Raw genomic sequence first — 17,936 nt, forward strand, 5'->3', positions numbered from 1 at the left:
TGACTCATCTCATCCAAGAACTCGCGCTTACGCGTGCGCTTTGTCGACAGGTTCAATCCCAATTCTCCTTGCTTCATGGCAGCTTCCTCCTGACTATTGCAACGTAGGGGAAGCGCCACTCGCTGACACGTTTTGCAGAGAATCCTTAAAGCTGCGCCGATCTTCGGTTATTTTGCGCGGCCGCTGCTCTGTGGTGCCAGCAGCGACTGAAGCAGTTCAGGCGACATATTCAGCTGCCCGATCTTTTCGGCCTTGTCGGCAATCCCGCCGAAGGCCTGCGCGATCAGCTGGCCCGGCGCCATGCCCGATGCGGCCAGCGCCTGCACGATGCGCGCGTCGGCGCCTTGCAGGGCCTGCATCACCGCGCCCAGGCGGTGTGCCTCGGCCTCGGCGGTGGTGCGTGTGTTGTCGGCCTCCAGGCCCACGAACTCCTTGCGGCGCGCTTCCAGCGTGATCTGCGCCTCCATGGTGCTGGCCTCCAGTTCCGCCTGTTTCTTCTGCACGGCGGCTTCGGCTTCCATCTGGGTTTCTCGGATCGTGCGCTGCTTGAGCTCCACCGCGACTTCGGTGTCGAGCTCGCTTTCCTTGATGGCGCGTTCGTTTTCCACCGCGGCGTTGCGGCGGGCGTAGATGGCGTCGTCGGCCGCCTTCAGGATCTGCTCGCGGACCTCGGCTTCCAGCGCCCGCGCGGTTTCGGCGCGCGGCTTCACGGCCACCATCGAGAACGACAGGATTTCCAGGCCGAGGGCCAGCACGTCCGGATGCGCCTTGAGCGCGCCTTCGACCTGGCGGGCCATGCGGTCGGACGCCTGCAGCGCGGAGCGCAGCGTTTCGGCGCTCACGGCCTGCTGCACCAGTACCTCCACCACGCCCTCCACGCGGGTGCGCAGGTTCTGCGGATCCTCGGAGATGTAGTTGCGGCCGTCCGGCTTGAGCGCGAAATTGAGCATGGCGGCCGTCTTGCGCGGCTCGGTGATGCGGTAGGAGAGGTTGCCTTGCACGGTGACGGACTGGAAGTCGGTCGTGATCAGCTCGAAGATATACGGCAGGATCTGGCTGCCCACGGGCACCGCAACGAGGGATGTGGTGGGCGCGTAGTAGTAGAACGACTGACCGCTGCCTTCGCGGATGATCTTGCCGCTCTTCATCTGCATCAGATAGGTGGTGGGATCTGCCTTGATGAATCGGATGCCGAACATGGTGGTCCTTTCCGGTGGTGGTGTTGGATTCGCCCGCGCCGGGCGCCTGGCATTAAGTGTGTCTGTGCCACTAATATAAGTGTGGCTGAGACACTTGTCAATCTATAATCCGGCGTGAATCGCTTGAATCGCCTCCTTCCAGGAACGCCCGCCCGATGACGAAACCCACCACCGCCGCATTCCCGCGCCCGCTGACCACCGTCGACGTGGTCATCCTGACGATCCGTGCGGGGGCGCTGCAGGTCCTGCTCGTGCAGCGGCCGCAGCAGTCCGGCGAGCCATTTCCTGGCCAATGGGCCTTGCCGGGCGGCTTTGTCGATATCGAACGGGACCAGGATCTGCAGAGCAGCGCGTTGCGCAAGCTGGCGGAGAAGACCGGGGTCAATAGTCCCTATCTGGAGCAGGTAGGCAGTTGGGGCAGCGCCACGCGCGACCCGCGCGGATGGTCCACCACCCATGTCTACGTTGCCTTGCTGGCGGATGACACGCTGGATCTGCAGAAGGGCGGCAACGCCGCCGACCTGCGTTGGGCGCCGGTGGAGGGCGATGGCGTGGGGATGGCGCTGGCCTTTGATCACGCCACGCTGCTGAGCGCGGCGCTCGGGCGCGTGCGCGGCAAGACCGAGTACACGTCGCTGCCCGCGCATTTGCTGCCGGCCGCGTTCACGTTAGGCGAACTGCAGCATGTCTACGAGATCGTGCTGGGCCGTCCTCTCGAAAAAAAGGCCTTCCGCACCCGCATGCTCGCGGCGGACTTGCTGGAAGACCTGGGCGCGCAAAAAGAGACCGGGCGCCGCCCGGCCTCCTTGTACCGCTTGCGCGAGCAGGCCGGCCTGGTCTACTTCACGCGCAGCTTCGAGCAGCGCTGAATCAGGCGGGCGCGGTGCCGGGCTGCGTACCGGGGCCCGTTCTTTGGCAACCGCCTAGGCTAATGCTAGTGAAGGTTCCACCTCGTCACGCCGCGCCTCGACGTGCGCCGGCGCCTCGGCAGCACGTTTGCCCGGCGCCGCGATCTCGAAGACTTCCAGCACGTCCACGCCGTTTTCCAGGCGCCTGACGAACAGGTCCAGCCGGTCCGCATCGTCCGCGCCGACCGACAGCGTGAGCTGGTAGGGCGCGGCCGCTTGCCCGAAGCACAGGTCGATCAGGTGCAGGCCGGTGCGGCGGGCGTTGGCCAGCGTCCATTCGACGGCGCCGAAGAGGTCAGTGCGGTCCAGCCGCAGGGCGAGGTTCAAGGTTGACATGGTATCGGCGGCAGGTTTAGTGAGGTTTGTGGCCGGGAAGGCATGTGACAAATTTACCAGCGCCACCCCAGAATGGGCTTCTTTATTGCCTCCGGTTTTGATCAATTTGGAGATAAATTATCTGTGGATGGTAGAGTTACGGGTGATTACTTCCTTATCCTAGGCAGAAGACATGGCAACCTCCCCAAAACTGGACGAAACCGACCGCCGCATCCTGCGCGCGCTGCGGCGCGACGGCAGGCTCTCCAACCTCAAGCTGGCCGAGCAGGTTGGCTTGTCGCCCACGCCGTGCTGGAACCGCGTGCGCGCTTTGGAAGAAAGCGGTGTGATCGAAGGCTATGCGGCCCTGCTGAACCAGAAGGCGCTCGGCCTGCCCGACACAGTGCTGATCGAGGTCACGCTGGACCGGCACGACGACGACATGCTGGATCGCTTCGGCGAAGCGCTGGCCGAATTGCCGGAAGTGATGGAGGCGTATCTGCTCACCGGCGAATACGATTACCTGATCAAGGTAGCGGTGGCGGGCACGGAAGGGTACGAGGAATTCCTGCGCCACAAGCTCTACAAGCTGCCGGGCTTGCGGCACAGCCATTCCACCTTCGTGCTGCGCTGCATGAAGCGGGAGCCGTCAGTGGCGCCTTGAGTGGCCCGATGGGGCCTCAGGCGTCCGGGTGGTCCCAGGTGTCCGTGGACATCAGGTCCGCGAGCGGGCGGCCCTGGCGCCAGCCTTCCAGCTCCAGCATCGGCGCGGGGTAGAAGGCCTGCACGGGGCCGAGACAGAGAATGGCGATAGGCTGGCCACCCGGCGGCAACCGCAATACCGCAGCCAGCGCATCGGGCGCGAACATCGAGACCCAGCCCAGCCCGAGGTTCTCCACGCGCGCCGCCAACCAGAGGTTTTCAATGGCGCAGGCCGCCGAGCACAGCGCCATCTCGCGCGGCATGGTGCGCCGGCCAAACACGGTGCCGTCATCCGGTGCCATCGCCACCACCAACAGCTCGGCGCACTCGCGCACGCCTTCCACCTTCAGCCGCAGGAATTCGCCATCGCGCTCGCCCAGCGCCACGGCGGTCTTCTGCCGTTCGGCCTCGACCAACGCGGCGATCTCTTCCCGCAAGGCCGCATCGGCGACGCGGATAAAGCGCCACGGCTGCATCAGCCCCACCGAAGGCGCACTGTGCGCGGCCCGCAGCAGGCGCATCAGGACCGCGTCATCGACCGACGCGCCCGCAATGAAATGCCGCATGTCGCGCCGCGAAGCGATGAGACGGTAGAAGCTCTCCTGTTCCTCGGGCGAGAAAACGGCGGAGTGGCTTTCGGTCAGGGGTGCAGGCATCGCGGGGCGCAAGGGCAAAAGCCGGCATTGTATGCCTGTGCGAAGCGGCGGATCGCAAGGTGGGCTTGCGAGGGGCACGGTCAGGACGTAGCGATGAGTCTTTGCGCTGACACGCTTGATGTCAGTCGAGCCAACGTATGACCGCTGGCTCAGGCCGGCTTCGCATGAATTCGGGCACCACATTGGTGTCGAGTACGATCATTCGGATAAATCCGCAGCCCGCGGTTGCGCTTCGCGCAGGGGAAGCTCGGGCACTGGATCGGACAGGCTTACGAAGCGCTGGCGCAGTCGACTTCCAAATGCGCCGGGGCCCGGGGGTTTGTTCAGCGCACGCCGCAGAATGGCGCGAACTTCCTCTTCCATCGAGTGGCCGTGCTGCGCGGCCTCCATGCGCAAACGTGCCTTGAGTTCCTCATCCACATGACGGATGGTCAGTGTTGCCACATCAATCTCCTGCGCAAGCAATGCATGCAATGCTAGCGCAAGACTGCAGATTGGTTCACTACGCCGTATCCAGGCGCGCCTCCAACACGCGCCCCGCAACCCGGCCGGCGCCAATCACCTCGAACCCCCGTGCCAGATCCGCCAGCAGGTCATCCACATCCTCCAGCCCGATATGCAGCCGGATCACCTGGCCGCGCCTGGACCAGTCGGTGACGCTGCGCGCGCCGCGCATGTCGGCGATCACGGCGAGGCTTTCGAAGCCTCCCCAGGAGGCGCCGATGCCGAACAGTGCAAGGCTGTCTATGAAACGTTCGGCGGCGTCCGGTGCCGCGGCGCGCAGCGAGAACGACAGCAGGCCGTTGGTGCCGTGGCAGTCGCGCTGCCAAAGCGCGTGGCCGGGGTCACCGGGCAGGGCGGGGCAAAAGACCTCCGCCACTTCGGGGCGGGTGCGCAGCCAGTGCGCGACCGCCAGCGCACTGCGCTCGTGCTGCGACAGGCGCGCGCCGAGGGAGCGCATGCCGCGCTGGACCAGGTAGGCGTCGTCCGGGCTGACGCTGATGCCGAAGGCGTCGGCCACCGCGGCGAGTGCCGGCCAGGCGGCTTCCAGGGTACAGACCGTGCCCATCATCACGTCCGAATGCCCGGACAGGTATTTGGTCGCGGCCATCAGGGAGATATCGGCGCCCAGCGCAAGGGGCTGGTACAGCAGGCCGGAGCCCCAGGTGTTGTCAGCGGCCACCAGCGCGCCGTGCCGGTGGGCGATGTCGGCGATGGCCGGCAGGTCGCACATTTCATAGGCCAGCGATCCGGGCGCCTCCACGTACACCAGCCGGGTTTCGCGCCGCAGCCTGGCTTGCAGGTCGTGGCCATCGGCCGCGTAGAAGCTGGCGGCGATGCCGTGCTGCGCCAGGAAACCTTCGGCCAGCTTGCGCACCGGCTCGTACACGCAATCGGGCAGCAGCACGTGCTGGCCGGGGCGCAGGTAGGCCAGCAGCGTCATCGCAGCGGCTGCCAGCCCGCTGGGGAACAGGCGCGTGCGGTAGCCGCCTTCCAGCTCGGTGACCATGTCTTCGAGCGCAAACGCCGTGGGATTGCCGCGCGCGCCGTAGGTGAACAGGCGTTCGCTGCCGCGCCGCGAGCGCATCTCGCGCATCTGTGCCACCGAGTCGAACAACACGGTGCTGGCGCGCACCACGGGCGGGTTGACGGGCTGTCCGCCATCCACGGCGCTGGCGCGGCCGGCGTGCGCGAGGTGGGTAAGGATGCTGGGCTTCATGGCTTGGCCTGGTGGGGTGCCGCGCCAGGGTGGCGCGGCTGGTATGACAACTTGTGGTGGCAGGCAGCAGCAAGAGCCATGCCGCCTGCACCGGCTGCGCCCGGATCAGTCCACGCGGGCGCCGGAGAGCTTGACGATCTGCGACCAGCGCGCGATGTCGCCCTTGAGCTGTGCGGCGAATGCCTCCGGCTTGCTGCCCACCACGTCGCTGCCGCCTTCGTTGATCAGCTTCACCACCTCTGGCATCTGCAGTACCTGCAGGATGGCGCGGTTCAGGTAGGCCACGCGCTCGGGCGAGGTGCCGGCGGGGGCGAATACGCCGTACCAGTCCTCGAAACGGGCATTGCGGTAGCCCAGCTCCTCCAGCGTCGGCACCTTGGCGAACACGCCCAGGCGGCGCGGGCTGGTGACCGCCAGCGCGCGCATGCGGCCGGCCTGGATAAAGCCCGCCACCGAGGAGGTCGAGGTGATCAGCACGTTCACCTGCCCGCCCAGCAGGTCATTGATGGCCGGGCCGGCGCCTTTGTAGGGCACGTGCTGCAAGGCGATGCCGCCATCCTTGTCCAGCACCACGCCGACCAGGTGCGAGAGCGTGCCGTTGCCGGGCGTGGCAAAGGTGATCTTTTGCGGCTGGGCCTTGGCCTGCGTGGCCAGTTCGGCAAAGGTCTGCCAGGGCGCGTTGGCTGCCACCACGATGGCCAGCGGCGCCGCATTGATTTGCGTGACCGGCATGAAGTTCTTGATCGGGTCGAAGCCAGGCGCGCTGTACAGCGTCGGGTTCACGGCCATGACCGACACCTGCGAGGTCAGCAGGGTGTAGCCGTCTGGCTTGGCCTCGGCGACGAAGCGCGTGCCGATATTGCCGCCGGCGCCGCCGCGGTTGTCGGTGACGGCGGTCTGCCCCAGCACTTCGCCGAGCCGCGTGGTGACGATGCGCGTGACGGCATCGTTGCCGCCGCCGGCGGGAAACGGCGAGACGAAGCGCAGCGGCTGCGAGGGAAAGCCGCCGACCGGCGCCATCGGCTGTGCGCTGGCGGGGGCGCCGGCCATGGCGAGGGTGACGGTGGCGACGGTGGAAAAGGTGCGGGTCAGGACTTGCTTGATGCGTGACATGAAAAACCCCTGTGTATGTAGAGAGATGTCAGAGCGAAGGGCGGCTGGGCAGGCTTCTTTGGCCCCGCTGGCCGCCGTGGCGTACCGGCTGTTGCCTCTTGCCCCTGTATCCCCGGAGTGCCGGGGCGTCCCCTTGGCGCTGCACCGTCGAGCCGGATGGGAATCAATGCCTTGCGACTCGCCTTGCCAGCCATGCGTACCGTTGCCCACCGCGAGAGGCGGGAGGTGGCTGCGTGACGGGCTCGGTCGCTGATGGCGGGTCATGTTGAAAGGACGCTGTGCGGATCAGGCGAAGCGGAAAGTGGCCAGTTCCTGGGCGTCGAGCTGGCCGATCAGGTTGGTTTCCCAGGCCAGGTAGCGGCGAGCGGCCTCCTTGTTGCCGTCGTGACGGTCGTGGACGAAGAACAGGAAATCGATGCAGCGCGCGTCGGGCAGGCTGCTTGCTGCATCGCCATCCCCGGCATCGCTTGCCAGCACATGGCCTGCCGCCTGCCAGGCGCCTGTGCCACCGGCGAGCAGCCTGATGTCGCTGTAGCCCAGTGCGGCCAGTTCGCCGGCGGCCAGCGCGGCCACACCCGGTTGATCGTCATCGCCGATGAGCGCGATCGGCGTGTCGCGCGGCACACCAGCGAGGTCGCGGGCAAACACCGGGCGGATCGACCAGCGGCTGCCCGGCACGTGCCCGGCGCGATACGCCATGCTGGCGCGCACGTCGAGCGCCAGCAGCTGCCGCCCGGCCAGGCCCGCCGCCAGCGAGCTGGCATCGATGCCCGGCAAGGCACGGGAGGGCGCCACGGGGCCGGCGGGCGCGGCGAGGCCGCAGGCAAGCGCAGCCGCAAGCCCGCCTTCGAGCACCACGGCGTCATGGCCCATCTGGCGCAGCCAGCTCGCCACCACCGTGGCGCGCACGCCATCGGCATCGATCAGCACGAGGCGCGCGCGGCGCACGCCCACGTATTGGTCGGTGGCCTGCATCAACTGGCCGCCCGGCGTGTTCTGGGCGCCGGGCACGGAGCCGGCGGCGTATTCCTGCGGCGTGCGCACGTCGCACAGGAAGGTGGTGCGCGAGCGGTCGTTGAGCCAAGCCCCCGCTTCGGCGGCGTCAATGTGCGGCACCGCAAAGCGCACCGCCATCGTCTGCGCCGCGGCCTGAGCGGCATTCAGCCCGGCAGGCGCGGCGCTGTCGGGATAGCGCCGGGTGCCGCCGTGCTCCAGCTTGTAATCGTTCAGGTACCAGCCCTGGGTGCCGTTTTCCAGCGCGAACACAGGGTTGGGCACGCCGAAGTTGATCAGGGTTTGCGCGCCGATGATGCTGCGCGTGCGGCCTGCGCAGTTGATCACGATGGGCGTGGCCGGATCCGGCACCAGGTCGCGCAGCCGGTAAGCCAGCTCGCCGTTGGGGCAGCAGATGGCACCGGGAATATTCATCTTGCGGAATTCCGAGACGGGCCGGCCATCAAGCACCACCGGAGCTGGCTCGCCTGCCTGCATGGCCGCCAGCTCCGCGGCTGAGACGCGCGGCGTGCCGTAATGGTGCTCGGCCAGCTCGCCGAAGGTCTTGGAGGGCACGTTGACGCCAGCGAACAAGGCGTAGCCGGCGGCCTGCCAGCCCGGCACGCCGCCGTCCAGCACGAACAGGCGGGTGTAGCCGAGGGTGGACAGGGCCTGCGCGGCGCGCGCTGCCACGCCGTCGGCGTTGTCCGCCAGCACGATGCGCGCCGCGGTGTTGGGGGCCAGGCGGCCGATATCCAGTTCCAGCCGGCTAAAGGGGAGCGGCACTGCGTAGAACGGATGGCCTTCGCCATACTGGCCATGCTCGCGGATATCGAACAGGGCGATCTCGTCCTGGTCGTGCAGCCAGCCCTTGAGGGTGACCGGGTCGACCTGGGTGTAGCGGGTGTCGGGCGTGTTCAGGATGGCGGGCATGCGTTTGTTCAGGCAAAAAGGGGGCCAGGCCTCCTGGCCGCGCGCGGGCGGGAGGCAACTGGAAAGGTGTTGGATATGGGCTTCGGCGGAAGCCGGGAGGTGCGGGTTGTGGGGGGGGCGTAACGCCGCACCTCCCGGGTGCCGTTTAGCGGCGCGTCTTGACGCCCACGCTCATGGCCTGGCAGCGGCCGGTCTCGAGGTCGTAGGCAGTGCGCCCGGTCAGGGTTTCCAGCGCGCGGCCGTACATGTGCAGGTGGCGGATCACGGATTCGCCGCGGATCTCCACCGAGTGGATGTCCTCGGGCAGCAGCGCGATGCCCGACCCCGGGCCCACTTCCACCGTGTGCGAGTGCTTCAGCGTGCCGACACCCGGCTCGCTGCCATCGTCGGTGCGCAGGTAGACGTCGTTGTACTCGGTGCCCACCACGCCGGCCACGCAGGCCCAGGTGGTGTGGTCGTGCGGGGGGATGCGCTTGCCGGGGCGCATGACGTTGAGGTACAGCGCGAAGGTCTGGTCGGGATCTTCGGCGATCAGGTAGCGGGCCTGGCGTTCGCCTTCCTCCGGTGGGGCGAATTCACTCTGCCCCCACAGGTGCGGCTTGGCCGCGAGCTGCTCCACCTGGCCCAGCACGCTGGCCAGCGATTCGCGGGTGACGCCACCGCTAGCTACGATTTCCTTGATGGATTGAATTGTGTCCCCGACGGCGGCCTGGCGTTGTTGTGCGATCGACATGTCTCTAGAATCCTTGCTGAGTCTTGATGGTTCTTGGTTTGCGGGGTGGTACATCACCTTGCATGGTTTCACTGTAATGAAGGCTGGCACCTGAAACCACTTAATCACTCATGAAAATACTTAAGCAAGTCTAATGAATGCGTAATCTCGATCTGGACCTCTTGCGCACCTTGGTGGCCATTGCCGATCACGGTACCTTTGCCGCCGCGGCGCAGCGGCTGCACCGCACCCAGTCCGCCGTCACCCAGCAGATGCAGCGGCTGGAGGAGCAGGTGGCGCTGGCGCTGTTCGAGCGGCACGGGCGCGGCAAGCAGCTCACGCGGCACGGCAACAAGCTGGTGGAATACGCGCGGCAATTGCTGAACCTGAACGACGAGGCACTGCGCGTGCTGCGCGAGGGCGACCTGACAGGCTCGCTGCGGATCGGGGCGCCGCACGATGTGGCCGACACGATCCTGCCGCCGCTGCTGTCGCATATCGCGCGCGCGTCGCCCGCCCTGCGGCTGGAGATCCATGTGGGACGCAGCCCCTTCCTGATGGAATCGTTGCGGCGGGGGGAGATCGACCTGACCGTTTCCACCCGGGAAGACACCAGCCTGGACGGCCTGGTCTTGCGCACCTCACCCACGATCTGGGTTTGCGCGGCGGATTTCGCCTATGAGAACGGCAGCACGGTGCCGCTGATCCTGGCTGACGAGCCCAGCCTGTTTCGCAAGCTGGCGCTGGATGCACTGAAGGAGGCCGGCGTGCCCTGGCGCGCGGCGTATTTCGCGCCGAGCCTGATCGGCATCAAGGCGGCGATCCGCGCCGGGTTGGGGATCACGGCGCGCAGCATCGACCTGCTGGGCGCCGACATGCGGGTGTTGGGCGACAAGGACGGGCTACCGCGCCTGCCCGATGTGACGTACTACTTGTGGGCGCGGCCCAATGCGGCCAACCCGGTGGCGCGGCAGGTGTTCTCCATGCTCAAGACCACCTTGCAGCGCGGCATCACGGCCGTGTGAAGGTGGCTTGAAGGTGGCTTGAGGATGGCTTGAGCTTGGCTTGGGGGGGCCAGCAGTCCCTCAGGCTGCCGGCGCAAGCCGGAAGGCACCCACCGCCTCGGCAAGCTGGCGCGCCTGCGCTTCCAGCGATCCGGCCGCGGCGGCTGCCTGCTCAACCAGCGCCGCGTTCTGCTGGGTGACGGCTTCCATCTGCGTCACCGCCTGGCTGACCTGCACGATGCCGGCACTTTGTTCCAGCGACGCCGACGAGATGTCTTCCATGATCCGCGCCAGGCGGCCCACGGCATCCACGGTCTCGCTCATGGTCTGGCCGGCCTGGGCGACGAGCGCGTTGCCGGCGCCCACCTTGCTGGCCGAGTCGTCGATCAGCGACTTGATCTCCCGTGCCGCGTTGGCGCTGCGCTGCGCCAGGGCGCGCACCTCGCCCGCCACCACGGCAAAGCCGCGGCCCGCCTCGCCCGCGCGCGCCGCTTCCACGGCGGCGTTGAGCGCCAGGATATTGGTCTGGAAGGCAATGCCGTCGATCACGCCGATGATGTCGGCGATCCGTTGCGAACTGCTGCTGATGTCGCCCATGGTCTGGACCACGCCGCGCACGTCGTTGCCGCCGCGCGTGGCCAGCCGCGCCGCTTCTGCGGCCAGCGCGCTGGCCTGGCGCGCGCTCTCCGTGTTGTTGCTCACCGTGGAGGTGAGCTCCTCCATGCTGGCCGCGGTTTGCTCGAGCGACGCGGACTGCTGCTCGGTGCGCGAGGACAGGTCTGTATTGCCGGCCGCGATCTCGCGCGCGCCGATGTTGACCGAGTCCGAGCTGGCGCGCACCTGGCTGACGGTGCGCGTGAGCGCCACCTGCATGCGCGCCACGGCGGCGAGCACGCGGCCCACCTCGTTGTTGCCGGCGGCCGCGGCGGGATGGCTCAGGTCGCCCTGCGCCACACGGTCGAGGTGCTCGGCGGCCGTGGCCAGCGGCGCCACGATGGCCGCGCGCAGTCCGAGGTGCACCGCCACGATCAGGCCCAGCGCGGCGGTGATGCCAACCACCACGAGCCGCACCACCCACTGGTAGCGCGAGCTGCTGGTCTCGGTTTCCTGCCGCGCCAGCTGGCTCGCCTGTTCCTGGAAGCGCTCGACGCCCACTGAATACTCGGCCCCGGAGGTGGTGATGTCGCGGTCGTTGATCGCCGCGTAGGCGGCGGGGTCCCCCGCGCGCAAGGCGGCCAGGGCTCGCTCGACCGTGCCGGCATGCCGGCGCGCGGCATCCACGGCCTGGCGGCGCTGGGCGTCGTCCTGGCCTTCCAGCGGAGGTGCGGCCTCGAAGCGCTGCAACGCCTCGGCCGAGCGCTTGAGCGATTTGCCGGCGGCATCGAGCGCGCCGGTGTTGACTTCAGTGCTGCCCTCGCGGGCCGAGGCGTAGGCGCGCGCGAGCGCCGAGCGCGCCCGGGTCATGTCCTTGTACGCATCGTTGAGCAGCAGGGCGCTGGCGGAGAGTTGCTCCACGCGCCCGGTCGCCTGGTCCGCGGCGCGCAGCGCGAGCACGCCAACGCCCGCGCCGAACACGATCATGCAGGCAAAGGTCACCAGGACTGCCAGCAGGGCAGTACGCACGCTCAGGTTTTTCATCATCGTCTGGAACAGGGGTTTGAGATCACTGGGCTAACGGACGGCTTTGGCCGGACTTGACCGAGGCCGTCGCGCGGACGCATGAAAGTTTGCGCAAAATCAATCGCGGGGCCTGAATTCGCCCTCCAGGTGCGGTCTTGCGCACAGCGGATAGCGCAGCCTCAAGTTGTTGCTGCACCGCCAGCCTTGCGCTTACCGTGGGGCGGGTGCGCCAGGGCTCGGATGCGATCACGGCGGCCACCCGGCAGATCGCCGCGGGCAACGCGGATTTGTCCAGCCGCACGGAAGCGCAGGCTGCCTCGCTCGAGGAAACGGCCTCTAGCATGGAGCAGATGACCTCCACCGTGCGCCAGAACGCAGACAACGCGCGCCAGGCCAGCCAGCTTGCCGTCAGCGCGGTCGAGGTGGCTAGCCAGGGCGGAGCGGTGGTGGGCGATGTGCTGGCCACCATGGGCGATATCAGCACGGCGGCCAGGACGGTCGCAGAGATCATCGGCGTGGTCGACGGTATCGCCTTCCAGACCAATATCCTGGCGCTCAACGCCGCCGTGGAAGCTGCCCGCGCCGGGGAGCAGGGGCGCGGGTTCGCCGTGGTTGCCGGCGAAGTGCGCGGCCTGGCCCAGCGCAGCGCCGGGGCGGCCCGCGAGATCAAGTCCATGATCGAGACGTCGCTGGCGCATGTGGCTTTGGGCAGTGGCCAGGCCGGGCGCGCGGCCAGCACCATGGAGGAGGTGGCCGCGGCGATCCGCCGGGTGACCGACATCATGAGCGAGATTGCGGCGGCTTCGGTCGAGCAGAGCAGCGGCATCGAGCAGGTCAATCAGGCGGTGGCGTCGATGGACCAGTCCACCCAGCAGAACGCGGCGCTGGTCGACGAGGCCGCTGCTGCTGCCGCGTCGATGGAGGACCAGGCGCGCCAGCTTAACCAGGCTATCGCGGCGTTCCGCATATAGGCGGCCGGGCGGCCAGGCGGGCCGGGAGTGCCGGCGCGCGGCAGGAAATGACGGGAACATGGCAGCAAACGCCGGGATGGCGCACGCGCACTTTGTGCGTTAGGCCCCATTAGACTAGGGTATACGTTGTGACGAGAGTGGCGGAATAGTGCCATCGTTGCCAGCAGGCGCCCGGCATAGGCCGACGCGCCGGGAAAAGCCCCGGTTTCCTCGCAAACGGACCTGAATCGTGCGTCGACGTGTCTGGCCCAGGCTCCTGGTATTGGCTCTGCTTGTAGGGGGCGGTTACCTCCTTTGCGCCGTCGTTGCCGAGGAACTCGCCACCTCGCGGTTGCAGGCGCGCTACTTCGCCGGGCGGGCGAAAGACGTCGCCTTCGCGGTAAAGGACGGCCCGAGCGACCGCATCCGCTTTCCGGACGACGGCCCCTATGACCTGCGCTTCGGCTATAGCCGGATGCCGCAGTTCACCGAATTGCTGGAAGCACGGGGCTTTCGGCGCGAACGCCAGGCACAGTGGTCCGACCGCATGCTGGAACTGACGGACTCCGGCCTGTTCGCGCCCTATCACGAGAAGACCCAGGCCGGCCTGGACCTGCTTGACTGCAATGACCTGCCATTTGGCGCCAGGCGCACGCTGCCTCGTACCTACGCCAGCTTCGAGGACATTCCGGTCCTGCTCGTGAACGCGCTGCTCTTCATCGAGAACCGCGATCTGCTCGATCCCGAATTTCCCACGCGCAATCCCGCGCTGGATGTGCGGCGCTTCACGCGCGCCGCATTGGATCAGGGCGTGCATTTCTTCAATGACAAGCACGACGCCGCCGGCGGCAGCACGCTCGCTACCCAGATCGAGAAATACCGGCATTCGCGCTCCGGCCGCACCGGTTCGCCCAAGGAAAAGTTGCGCCAGATGGCTAGCGCATCGATGCGCGCCTACCTGGACGGCCCGAACACCGTGGCCGCCAGGGAGCGCATCCTGCTGGATTACCTCAACACCGTGCCGCTCTCGGCCCGGGCCGGCCTGGGCGAGGTCAACGGACTGGGCGATGGCCTGTGGGCCTGGTACGGGCAGGACTTCGACGAGGCCAACCGCTTGCTGGCGAATGCCGCCGGGCCGGGACCCGGCGCGGGACAGGGCGAGGGCGAACTCGGCCAGCGGCAGGCGCGGGTGTTCAAGCAAGCGCTCTCGCTGATCATTGCCCAGCGCGGGCCATCGCATTTCCTGCGGCGCGATACAGCCACGCTGGTAGAGCTGACCGACAGCTATATCCGCTTGCTCTCGGCCGCTGGCGCCATTCCGCCCTGGCTGCGCGACGCTTCGCTGGCCCAGTCCTTGACGCTGGGCGCCCCGGCGCTGGACCGGCCGGAGGTGTCATTTATCTCGCGCAAGGCCATCAGCGGGGTGCGCACCGATTTGCTGCGCTATCTTGACCTCGGCAGCAGCTACGAACTGGACCGGCTCGACCTGACTGCCCACAGCACCATCAATACGGGCCTGCAACGGGTGGTCACCGAGGCGCTGCTGCGGGCGGGTACGCGTGACGGCGCGCATGGCTTCGGGATGTACGGCCACAACCTGCTGCGCGAGGGCGACGACCCGGGCAAGCTGGCGATCAGCTTCACGCTCTACGAGAAGGTCGACGGCGCCAACCTGCTGCGCGTGCAAGCCGACAACCTGGACCTGCCGTTCGACCTGAACCGCGGCGCGCGGCTGAACCTGGGCTCGACCGCCAAGCTGCGCACGCTGGTGACCTACCTGGAAATCCTCTCCGAGCTCCACGAGAAATATGCCGGCATGTCCGCGGCCGAGCTGCGCGAAATCAAGCCGGCCAAGCTGGATGCACTGACCCAGTGGGTGGTGAGCTACCTGCTCGCCGCGCCCGACAAGAGCCGCCGCGCCATGCTGGAAGCCGCCATGCTGCGCCGCTATTCCGGCGGCGCGGGAGAGGCCTTCTTTACCGGGGGCGGGCTGCAGACGTTTACCAACTTCGAGCGCTGGGAAAACATGAAGATCATGACCGTGCGCGAAGCGTTCGAGCACTCGGTGAACCTGGTCTTTATCCGCCTGATGCGCGATATCGTGCGCTACGAAACCTATCGCTTGCATCCCGATGCCGACGACTGGCTGAACAATCCGGCCGCGCCGCAGCGCCGCGCGTACCTGGTGCGCTTTGCCGACAAGGAGGGCAGCGACTACCTGCGTGCCTTCTACGGGAAATATCGCGGCATGACCCAGCAGGAAGCGGCCAGGCGCGTGCTCCAGAACCGCCACTTCTCGCCAGTGGGGCTGGCGGTGACGCTGCGCAGCATCGATCCCGACATCGATCCGGCGCAGTTCAACAAGGTCATGCTCGCCATCCTGCCCAAGGCGGGGCTGACCGATGAGAAGCTGGCCAAGCTGTACAGCAAATACGGACCGACCAGCTTTTCGCTGAATGACCGGGGCTACCTGGCGCGGGTGCATCCGCTTGAGCTATGGCTGCTCAATTACCTGCGCCAGCGCCCCGATGCCAGCCTGGATGAAGCCTTGCGCGACAGCACCGAGCAACGCCAGGAGGTGTATGCGTGGCTGTTCAAGACCCGCCATCCCGGCGGCCAGACGCGCCGCATCCGCAGCCAGCTGGAGCGCCAGGCCTTTGTAGAAATTGCGCGCCGGTGGCAGCGCCTGGGCTATCCGTTCAGTGCGATCACGGCGTCCTATGCCTCGGCGATCGGCGCGGCGGGGGACCGGCCGGCTGCGCTGGCCGAGCTGGTCGGTATCGTGCAGGGCAATGGCGTGCGCCAGCAGGCCACGGCGCTGCGCAGCCTGGAGTTTGCGGCGGGCACGCCGTACGCGACTGATTTTGGGTTGGGGCAGAAGGGCACGCGCTTGCTGAGCGAGGATATCACCGAGGTGGTGCGCGCCGCGCTGATCGGCGTGGTGGATTCGGGCACGGCGGGCATGCTGAAGTCGGCGCTGGGTGGCAGCGGCATCGTGGCAGGCGGCAAGACAGGCACGGGCGATCATCGCTACGAAGTCTACGGGCCAGGCGGCAGGCTGATTTCCTCGCGCGTGGTCAGCCGCTCGGCCACCTTCGTGTTCTTCCTTGGCGACCGTTACTTCGGCAACGTCACGGCGTACGTGCAAGAGCCTTACGCCGCGCGCTATGCCTTCACCAGCGCGCTGTCCGTGCAGTTGCTGAAATCGCTGGCGCCGACCATCCTGCCGCTGGTGCGCGACGGCGGCGTGCGTTCACCGCTGGCATGCAAGCACTGAGCGGCAGCGCTGCCGGGGCGAGTCTAGTCCCAGCTATGTCGTCGGGCGCAGTAATTGTCTTCGGAGGTGCGGGCGTGCCGTTCGTACTCGGCAATGACCTGCAAGGTGGCGGACTGGAGCAGGGAGCCTGCGGTGAGCAGGGCCGCGAGATCGCGCAGGCCCTGCAGGCAGGTCACGGTGGGGGGTAAGGCTTGGTCCTGCATGATGCGTTGCTGGCTCGGTGATGGGCGGGATGTGCCTCCCGACAATTCGATTGTAGGTAGCGCCGGCCGTGCCAAATGCAAACCAATGTGTCCGCGCGTACCTTCAGGGCCTGGAATCGCAAATCAGTTGCTTCGGAGCCACGGAACATAGCGCGCGAGCAGCGCCGCCATCACAAGCGCGCTTCCAATCCACAGCGCGATGATGACCGCGGCCGCCACGCGGCTGCTTGGGCGTTGCCCGGCCGCAACGGCGGCGGCCCGATACTCGCGCATGAGGTCCGGCGGGATCATCCGGATGGCTAGCATGACCCCGAGCGGCACCAGCACGACGTCGTCCAGGTAGCCGAGCACCGGGATGAAGTCGGGGATCAGGTCGATCGGCGACAGCGCGTAGCCCGCCACCAGCAGGGCCATGGCTTTTGCGTACCACGGCGTGCGCGGATCGCGCGCGGCCAGCCACAGGGCATGGACATCGCGCAAGACCTCGCGCGCCCATGTGCGCCCGTAGGCGGCCAACCGCGCGCCGTGGGCCCGCACGTCGTCCACCACCGGCACGAATGCCAGCACCAGCAGCAACGCCGCCAGCGCCAGCGTGGCGCTGAATCCCAGATGCTTGAAGCCCAGCGCGCCAACGACGCCGCCGAAGAAGAACAGCGCCACCAGCATGGCCAGCATGCGCAGCCGGGACCGGTTGGCCAGCACCGGCGGCCTGGCCTCGTCGGATTTGGCGAGGTTCCAGTAGAACAGCTTGCCGAGTTCGATGCCGATATCGGTCACCATCCCGGTGATATGGGTAGTGCGGATCTCGGCGTGGGAAATCTTGGTGATCATGGCGTTTTGCAGGCCCATGATGAAGCACAGCACCATCACCGTGGCGGGTATGAACAGCCATTGGTGATTGCCAAGGTTGCCGCCGAGCAAGCCAAAGCACAGCAACAAGAAGGCCTCCAGCATCAGGGGCAGGGCATATTCGCTGTTCAGGTGCTCGCGCCGTGCCCAGTTGATGAGCACGGCGGAAGTGGCCGCGCCAGCCAGGAAGGACAGCAGCGCGCCAAGTCCCTCCAGGATCAGCCCGACCTGCCCCAGCGCCAGGTGGTCCRCCATGGCCGAGACGATGCCCGTCATGTGAGAGGTGTACTGCTGCACGGCAAGGAAGCCCCCGGCGTTGGTGGCGCCGGCCACAAAGCTCAGATAGCCGGCAAGCTGCCGGTTGGCGCGCGGGCTGCGTACCCGTCCGGTGAGGTTGCGCAGGTAGGTGATGGGCATGGTCGCTGACTGCCGGGCCGGCCGCTTAATCGGTCAGCAAGGCGCAGATGACGCGCAGCGCCACCGACTCGTCCGCGCCGCTGGCCTGGATGCGCAAGCGCAGGCCGGCGCGCGCCGACAAGCGCATGACTTCGGACACATTCTTGGCGTCCGCCGTGCAGTCGTTGCTGCTCAGCTGGATGTTGCACTCGAACTGGCTGGCCGTGGTGGTCAGCCGTGTGGCCCTGCGGCCCTGCAGGCCGTGAGGGCTGGACATCTCAATCGTTGCTTCTACCACATCACCCTCGGTAAAACCGCTATGCAGCGTGGACACCGGGCAAGCCGGAAGGCGGGCAACAGGCACGGCATCGCCTGCCGCCAAGTAT

The 17,936-nt window shown here is 67.3% G+C and carries 17 protein-coding genes; 5 read left to right on the top strand and 12 right to left on the bottom strand.

The window, feature by feature from the left end; all coding sequences use genetic code 11:
* Positions 1–167 precede the first annotated feature (167 nt).
* Positions 168–1,199 carry an SPFH domain-containing protein gene (locus AC1DQR_RS29680; RefSeq protein WP_416052707.1) on the bottom strand — a complete coding sequence of 344 codons (1,032 nt, stop codon included), beginning with the start codon at positions 1,197–1,199 and terminating at the stop codon, positions 168–170.
* 155 nt (positions 1,200–1,354) lie between these two features.
* Between AC1DQR_RS29680 and AC1DQR_RS29685 the strand changes: the two genes are divergently transcribed.
* Positions 1,355–2,068, top strand: coding sequence for an NUDIX hydrolase (locus AC1DQR_RS29685; RefSeq protein ID WP_416052706.1), 714 nt, complete (start codon positions 1,355–1,357; stop codon positions 2,066–2,068).
* A 54-nt stretch (positions 2,069–2,122) separates the two neighbouring features.
* On the opposite strand, the gene AC1DQR_RS29690 is transcribed toward AC1DQR_RS29685, so the two are convergent.
* Entirely contained in the window at positions 2,123–2,443 is a 321-nt protein-coding gene (locus AC1DQR_RS29690; protein ID WP_416052705.1) for a hypothetical protein, read from the bottom strand.
* A gap of 172 nt (positions 2,444–2,615) precedes the next feature.
* Between AC1DQR_RS29690 and AC1DQR_RS29695 the strand changes: the two genes are divergently transcribed.
* A complete protein-coding gene (locus tag AC1DQR_RS29695) occupies positions 2,616–3,086 on the top strand; it encodes an Lrp/AsnC family transcriptional regulator (protein WP_045240794.1) in 471 nt (156 codons plus the stop codon).
* A gap of 16 nt (positions 3,087–3,102) precedes the next feature.
* On the opposite strand, the gene bluB is transcribed toward AC1DQR_RS29695, so the two are convergent.
* From bluB to AC1DQR_RS29725, 6 genes are all read right to left on the bottom strand, one after another.
* On the bottom strand, positions 3,103–3,780 hold the full coding sequence (gene bluB / locus AC1DQR_RS29700) for a 5,6-dimethylbenzimidazole synthase (protein ID WP_416052704.1): 678 nt from the start codon (positions 3,778–3,780) through the stop codon (positions 3,103–3,105).
* Between the two features lie 198 nt (positions 3,781–3,978).
* A complete protein-coding gene (locus AC1DQR_RS29705) occupies positions 3,979–4,224 on the bottom strand; it encodes a FitA-like ribbon-helix-helix domain-containing protein (RefSeq protein WP_416052703.1) in 246 nt (81 codons plus the stop codon).
* A 58-nt stretch (positions 4,225–4,282) separates the two neighbouring features.
* Positions 4,283–5,500: a cystathionine beta-lyase gene (metC, locus tag AC1DQR_RS29710; RefSeq protein ID WP_416052702.1), complete on the bottom strand. Its 1,218-nt coding sequence runs from the start codon at positions 5,498–5,500 to the stop codon at positions 4,283–4,285.
* Positions 5,501–5,605: 105 nt separating this feature from the next.
* Complete coding sequence (locus AC1DQR_RS29715; protein WP_416052701.1) at positions 5,606–6,613, bottom strand: Bug family tripartite tricarboxylate transporter substrate binding protein; 1,008 nt, start codon at positions 6,611–6,613, stop codon at positions 5,606–5,608.
* A 285-nt stretch (positions 6,614–6,898) separates the two neighbouring features.
* Positions 6,899–8,539, bottom strand: coding sequence for a rhodanese-like domain-containing protein (locus AC1DQR_RS29720; RefSeq protein ID WP_416052700.1), 1,641 nt, complete (start codon positions 8,537–8,539; stop codon positions 6,899–6,901).
* Positions 8,540–8,684: 145 nt separating this feature from the next.
* Positions 8,685–9,272, bottom strand: coding sequence for a cysteine dioxygenase family protein (locus AC1DQR_RS29725; protein ID WP_416052699.1), 588 nt, complete (start codon positions 9,270–9,272; stop codon positions 8,685–8,687).
* A gap of 137 nt (positions 9,273–9,409) precedes the next feature.
* Here AC1DQR_RS29725 and AC1DQR_RS29730 point away from each other — a divergent pair, with 137 nt between their 5' ends.
* A complete protein-coding gene (locus tag AC1DQR_RS29730) occupies positions 9,410–10,276 on the top strand; it encodes a LysR substrate-binding domain-containing protein (RefSeq protein ID WP_416052698.1) in 867 nt (288 codons plus the stop codon).
* Positions 10,277–10,336: 60 nt separating this feature from the next.
* Here the strand turns inward: AC1DQR_RS29730 and AC1DQR_RS29735 are convergent, their stop codons facing one another.
* Positions 10,337–11,893 carry a methyl-accepting chemotaxis protein gene (locus AC1DQR_RS29735; RefSeq protein WP_416053274.1) on the bottom strand — a complete coding sequence of 519 codons (1,557 nt, stop codon included), beginning with the start codon at positions 11,891–11,893 and terminating at the stop codon, positions 10,337–10,339.
* 332 nt (positions 11,894–12,225) lie between these two features.
* Between AC1DQR_RS29735 and AC1DQR_RS29740 the strand changes: the two genes are divergently transcribed.
* Positions 12,226–12,846 (top strand): methyl-accepting chemotaxis protein, encoded by a 621-nt coding sequence (locus AC1DQR_RS29740; RefSeq protein ID WP_477134294.1) that lies wholly within the window; start codon positions 12,226–12,228, stop codon positions 12,844–12,846.
* Between the two features lie 262 nt (positions 12,847–13,108).
* Positions 13,109–16,102, top strand: coding sequence for a transglycosylase domain-containing protein (locus AC1DQR_RS29745; protein WP_477134281.1), 2,994 nt, complete (start codon positions 13,109–13,111; stop codon positions 16,100–16,102).
* Positions 16,103–16,125: 23 nt separating this feature from the next.
* Here the strand turns inward: AC1DQR_RS29745 and AC1DQR_RS29750 are convergent, their stop codons facing one another.
* The 3 genes from AC1DQR_RS29750 to AC1DQR_RS29760 form a co-directional block, all read right to left on the bottom strand.
* Entirely contained in the window at positions 16,126–16,305 is a 180-nt protein-coding gene (locus tag AC1DQR_RS29750; RefSeq protein ID WP_043355544.1) for a hypothetical protein, read from the bottom strand.
* Between the two features lie 123 nt (positions 16,306–16,428).
* Positions 16,429–17,571 (bottom strand): DUF1275 domain-containing transporter, encoded by a 1,143-nt coding sequence (locus AC1DQR_RS29755; protein WP_477134282.1) that lies wholly within the window; start codon positions 17,569–17,571, stop codon positions 16,429–16,431.
* 25 nt (positions 17,572–17,596) lie between these two features.
* The gene (locus AC1DQR_RS29760) at positions 17,597–17,884 is read right to left on the bottom strand and encodes an HPr family phosphocarrier protein (protein ID WP_437341740.1); all 288 of its coding nucleotides are present in this window, start codon (positions 17,882–17,884) and stop codon (positions 17,597–17,599) included.
* Positions 17,885–17,936: the final 52 nt, after the last annotated feature.

The sequence above is a fragment of the Cupriavidus sp. 05L411 genome (assembly GCF_056398045.1).

What these genes read in the sequence shown, in the direction of transcription:
- AC1DQR_RS29680 (WP_416052707.1), bottom strand. Translation starts at nt 1,199, where the DNA reads ATGTTCGGCATCCGATTCATCAAGGCAGATCCCACCACCTATCTGATG.
- AC1DQR_RS29685 (WP_416052706.1), top strand. Translation starts at nt 1,355, where the DNA reads ATGACGAAACCCACCACCGCCGCATTCCCGCGCCCGCTGACCACCGTC.
- AC1DQR_RS29690 (WP_416052705.1), bottom strand. Translation starts at nt 2,443, where the DNA reads ATGTCAACCTTGAACCTCGCCCTGCGGCTGGACCGCACTGACCTCTTC.
- AC1DQR_RS29695 (WP_045240794.1), top strand. Translation starts at nt 2,616, where the DNA reads ATGGCAACCTCCCCAAAACTGGACGAAACCGACCGCCGCATCCTGCGC.
- bluB (WP_416052704.1), bottom strand. Translation starts at nt 3,780, where the DNA reads ATGCCTGCACCCCTGACCGAAAGCCACTCCGCCGTTTTCTCGCCCGAG.
- metC (WP_416052702.1), bottom strand. Translation starts at nt 5,500, where the DNA reads ATGAAGCCCAGCATCCTTACCCACCTCGCGCACGCCGGCCGCGCCAGC.
- AC1DQR_RS29715 (WP_416052701.1), bottom strand. Translation starts at nt 6,613, where the DNA reads ATGTCACGCATCAAGCAAGTCCTGACCCGCACCTTTTCCACCGTCGCC.
- AC1DQR_RS29720 (WP_416052700.1), bottom strand. Translation starts at nt 8,539, where the DNA reads ATGCCCGCCATCCTGAACACGCCCGACACCCGCTACACCCAGGTCGAC.
- AC1DQR_RS29725 (WP_416052699.1), bottom strand. Translation starts at nt 9,272, where the DNA reads ATGTCGATCGCACAACAACGCCAGGCCGCCGTCGGGGACACAATTCAA.
- AC1DQR_RS29730 (WP_416052698.1), top strand. Translation starts at nt 9,410, where the DNA reads ATGCGTAATCTCGATCTGGACCTCTTGCGCACCTTGGTGGCCATTGCC.
- AC1DQR_RS29735 (WP_416053274.1), bottom strand. Translation starts at nt 11,893, where the DNA reads ATGAAAAACCTGAGCGTGCGTACTGCCCTGCTGGCAGTCCTGGTGACC.
- AC1DQR_RS29740 (WP_477134294.1), top strand. Translation starts at nt 12,226, where the DNA reads ATGACCTCCACCGTGCGCCAGAACGCAGACAACGCGCGCCAGGCCAGC.
- AC1DQR_RS29750 (WP_043355544.1), bottom strand. Translation starts at nt 16,305, where the DNA reads ATGCAGGACCAAGCCTTACCCCCCACCGTGACCTGCCTGCAGGGCCTG.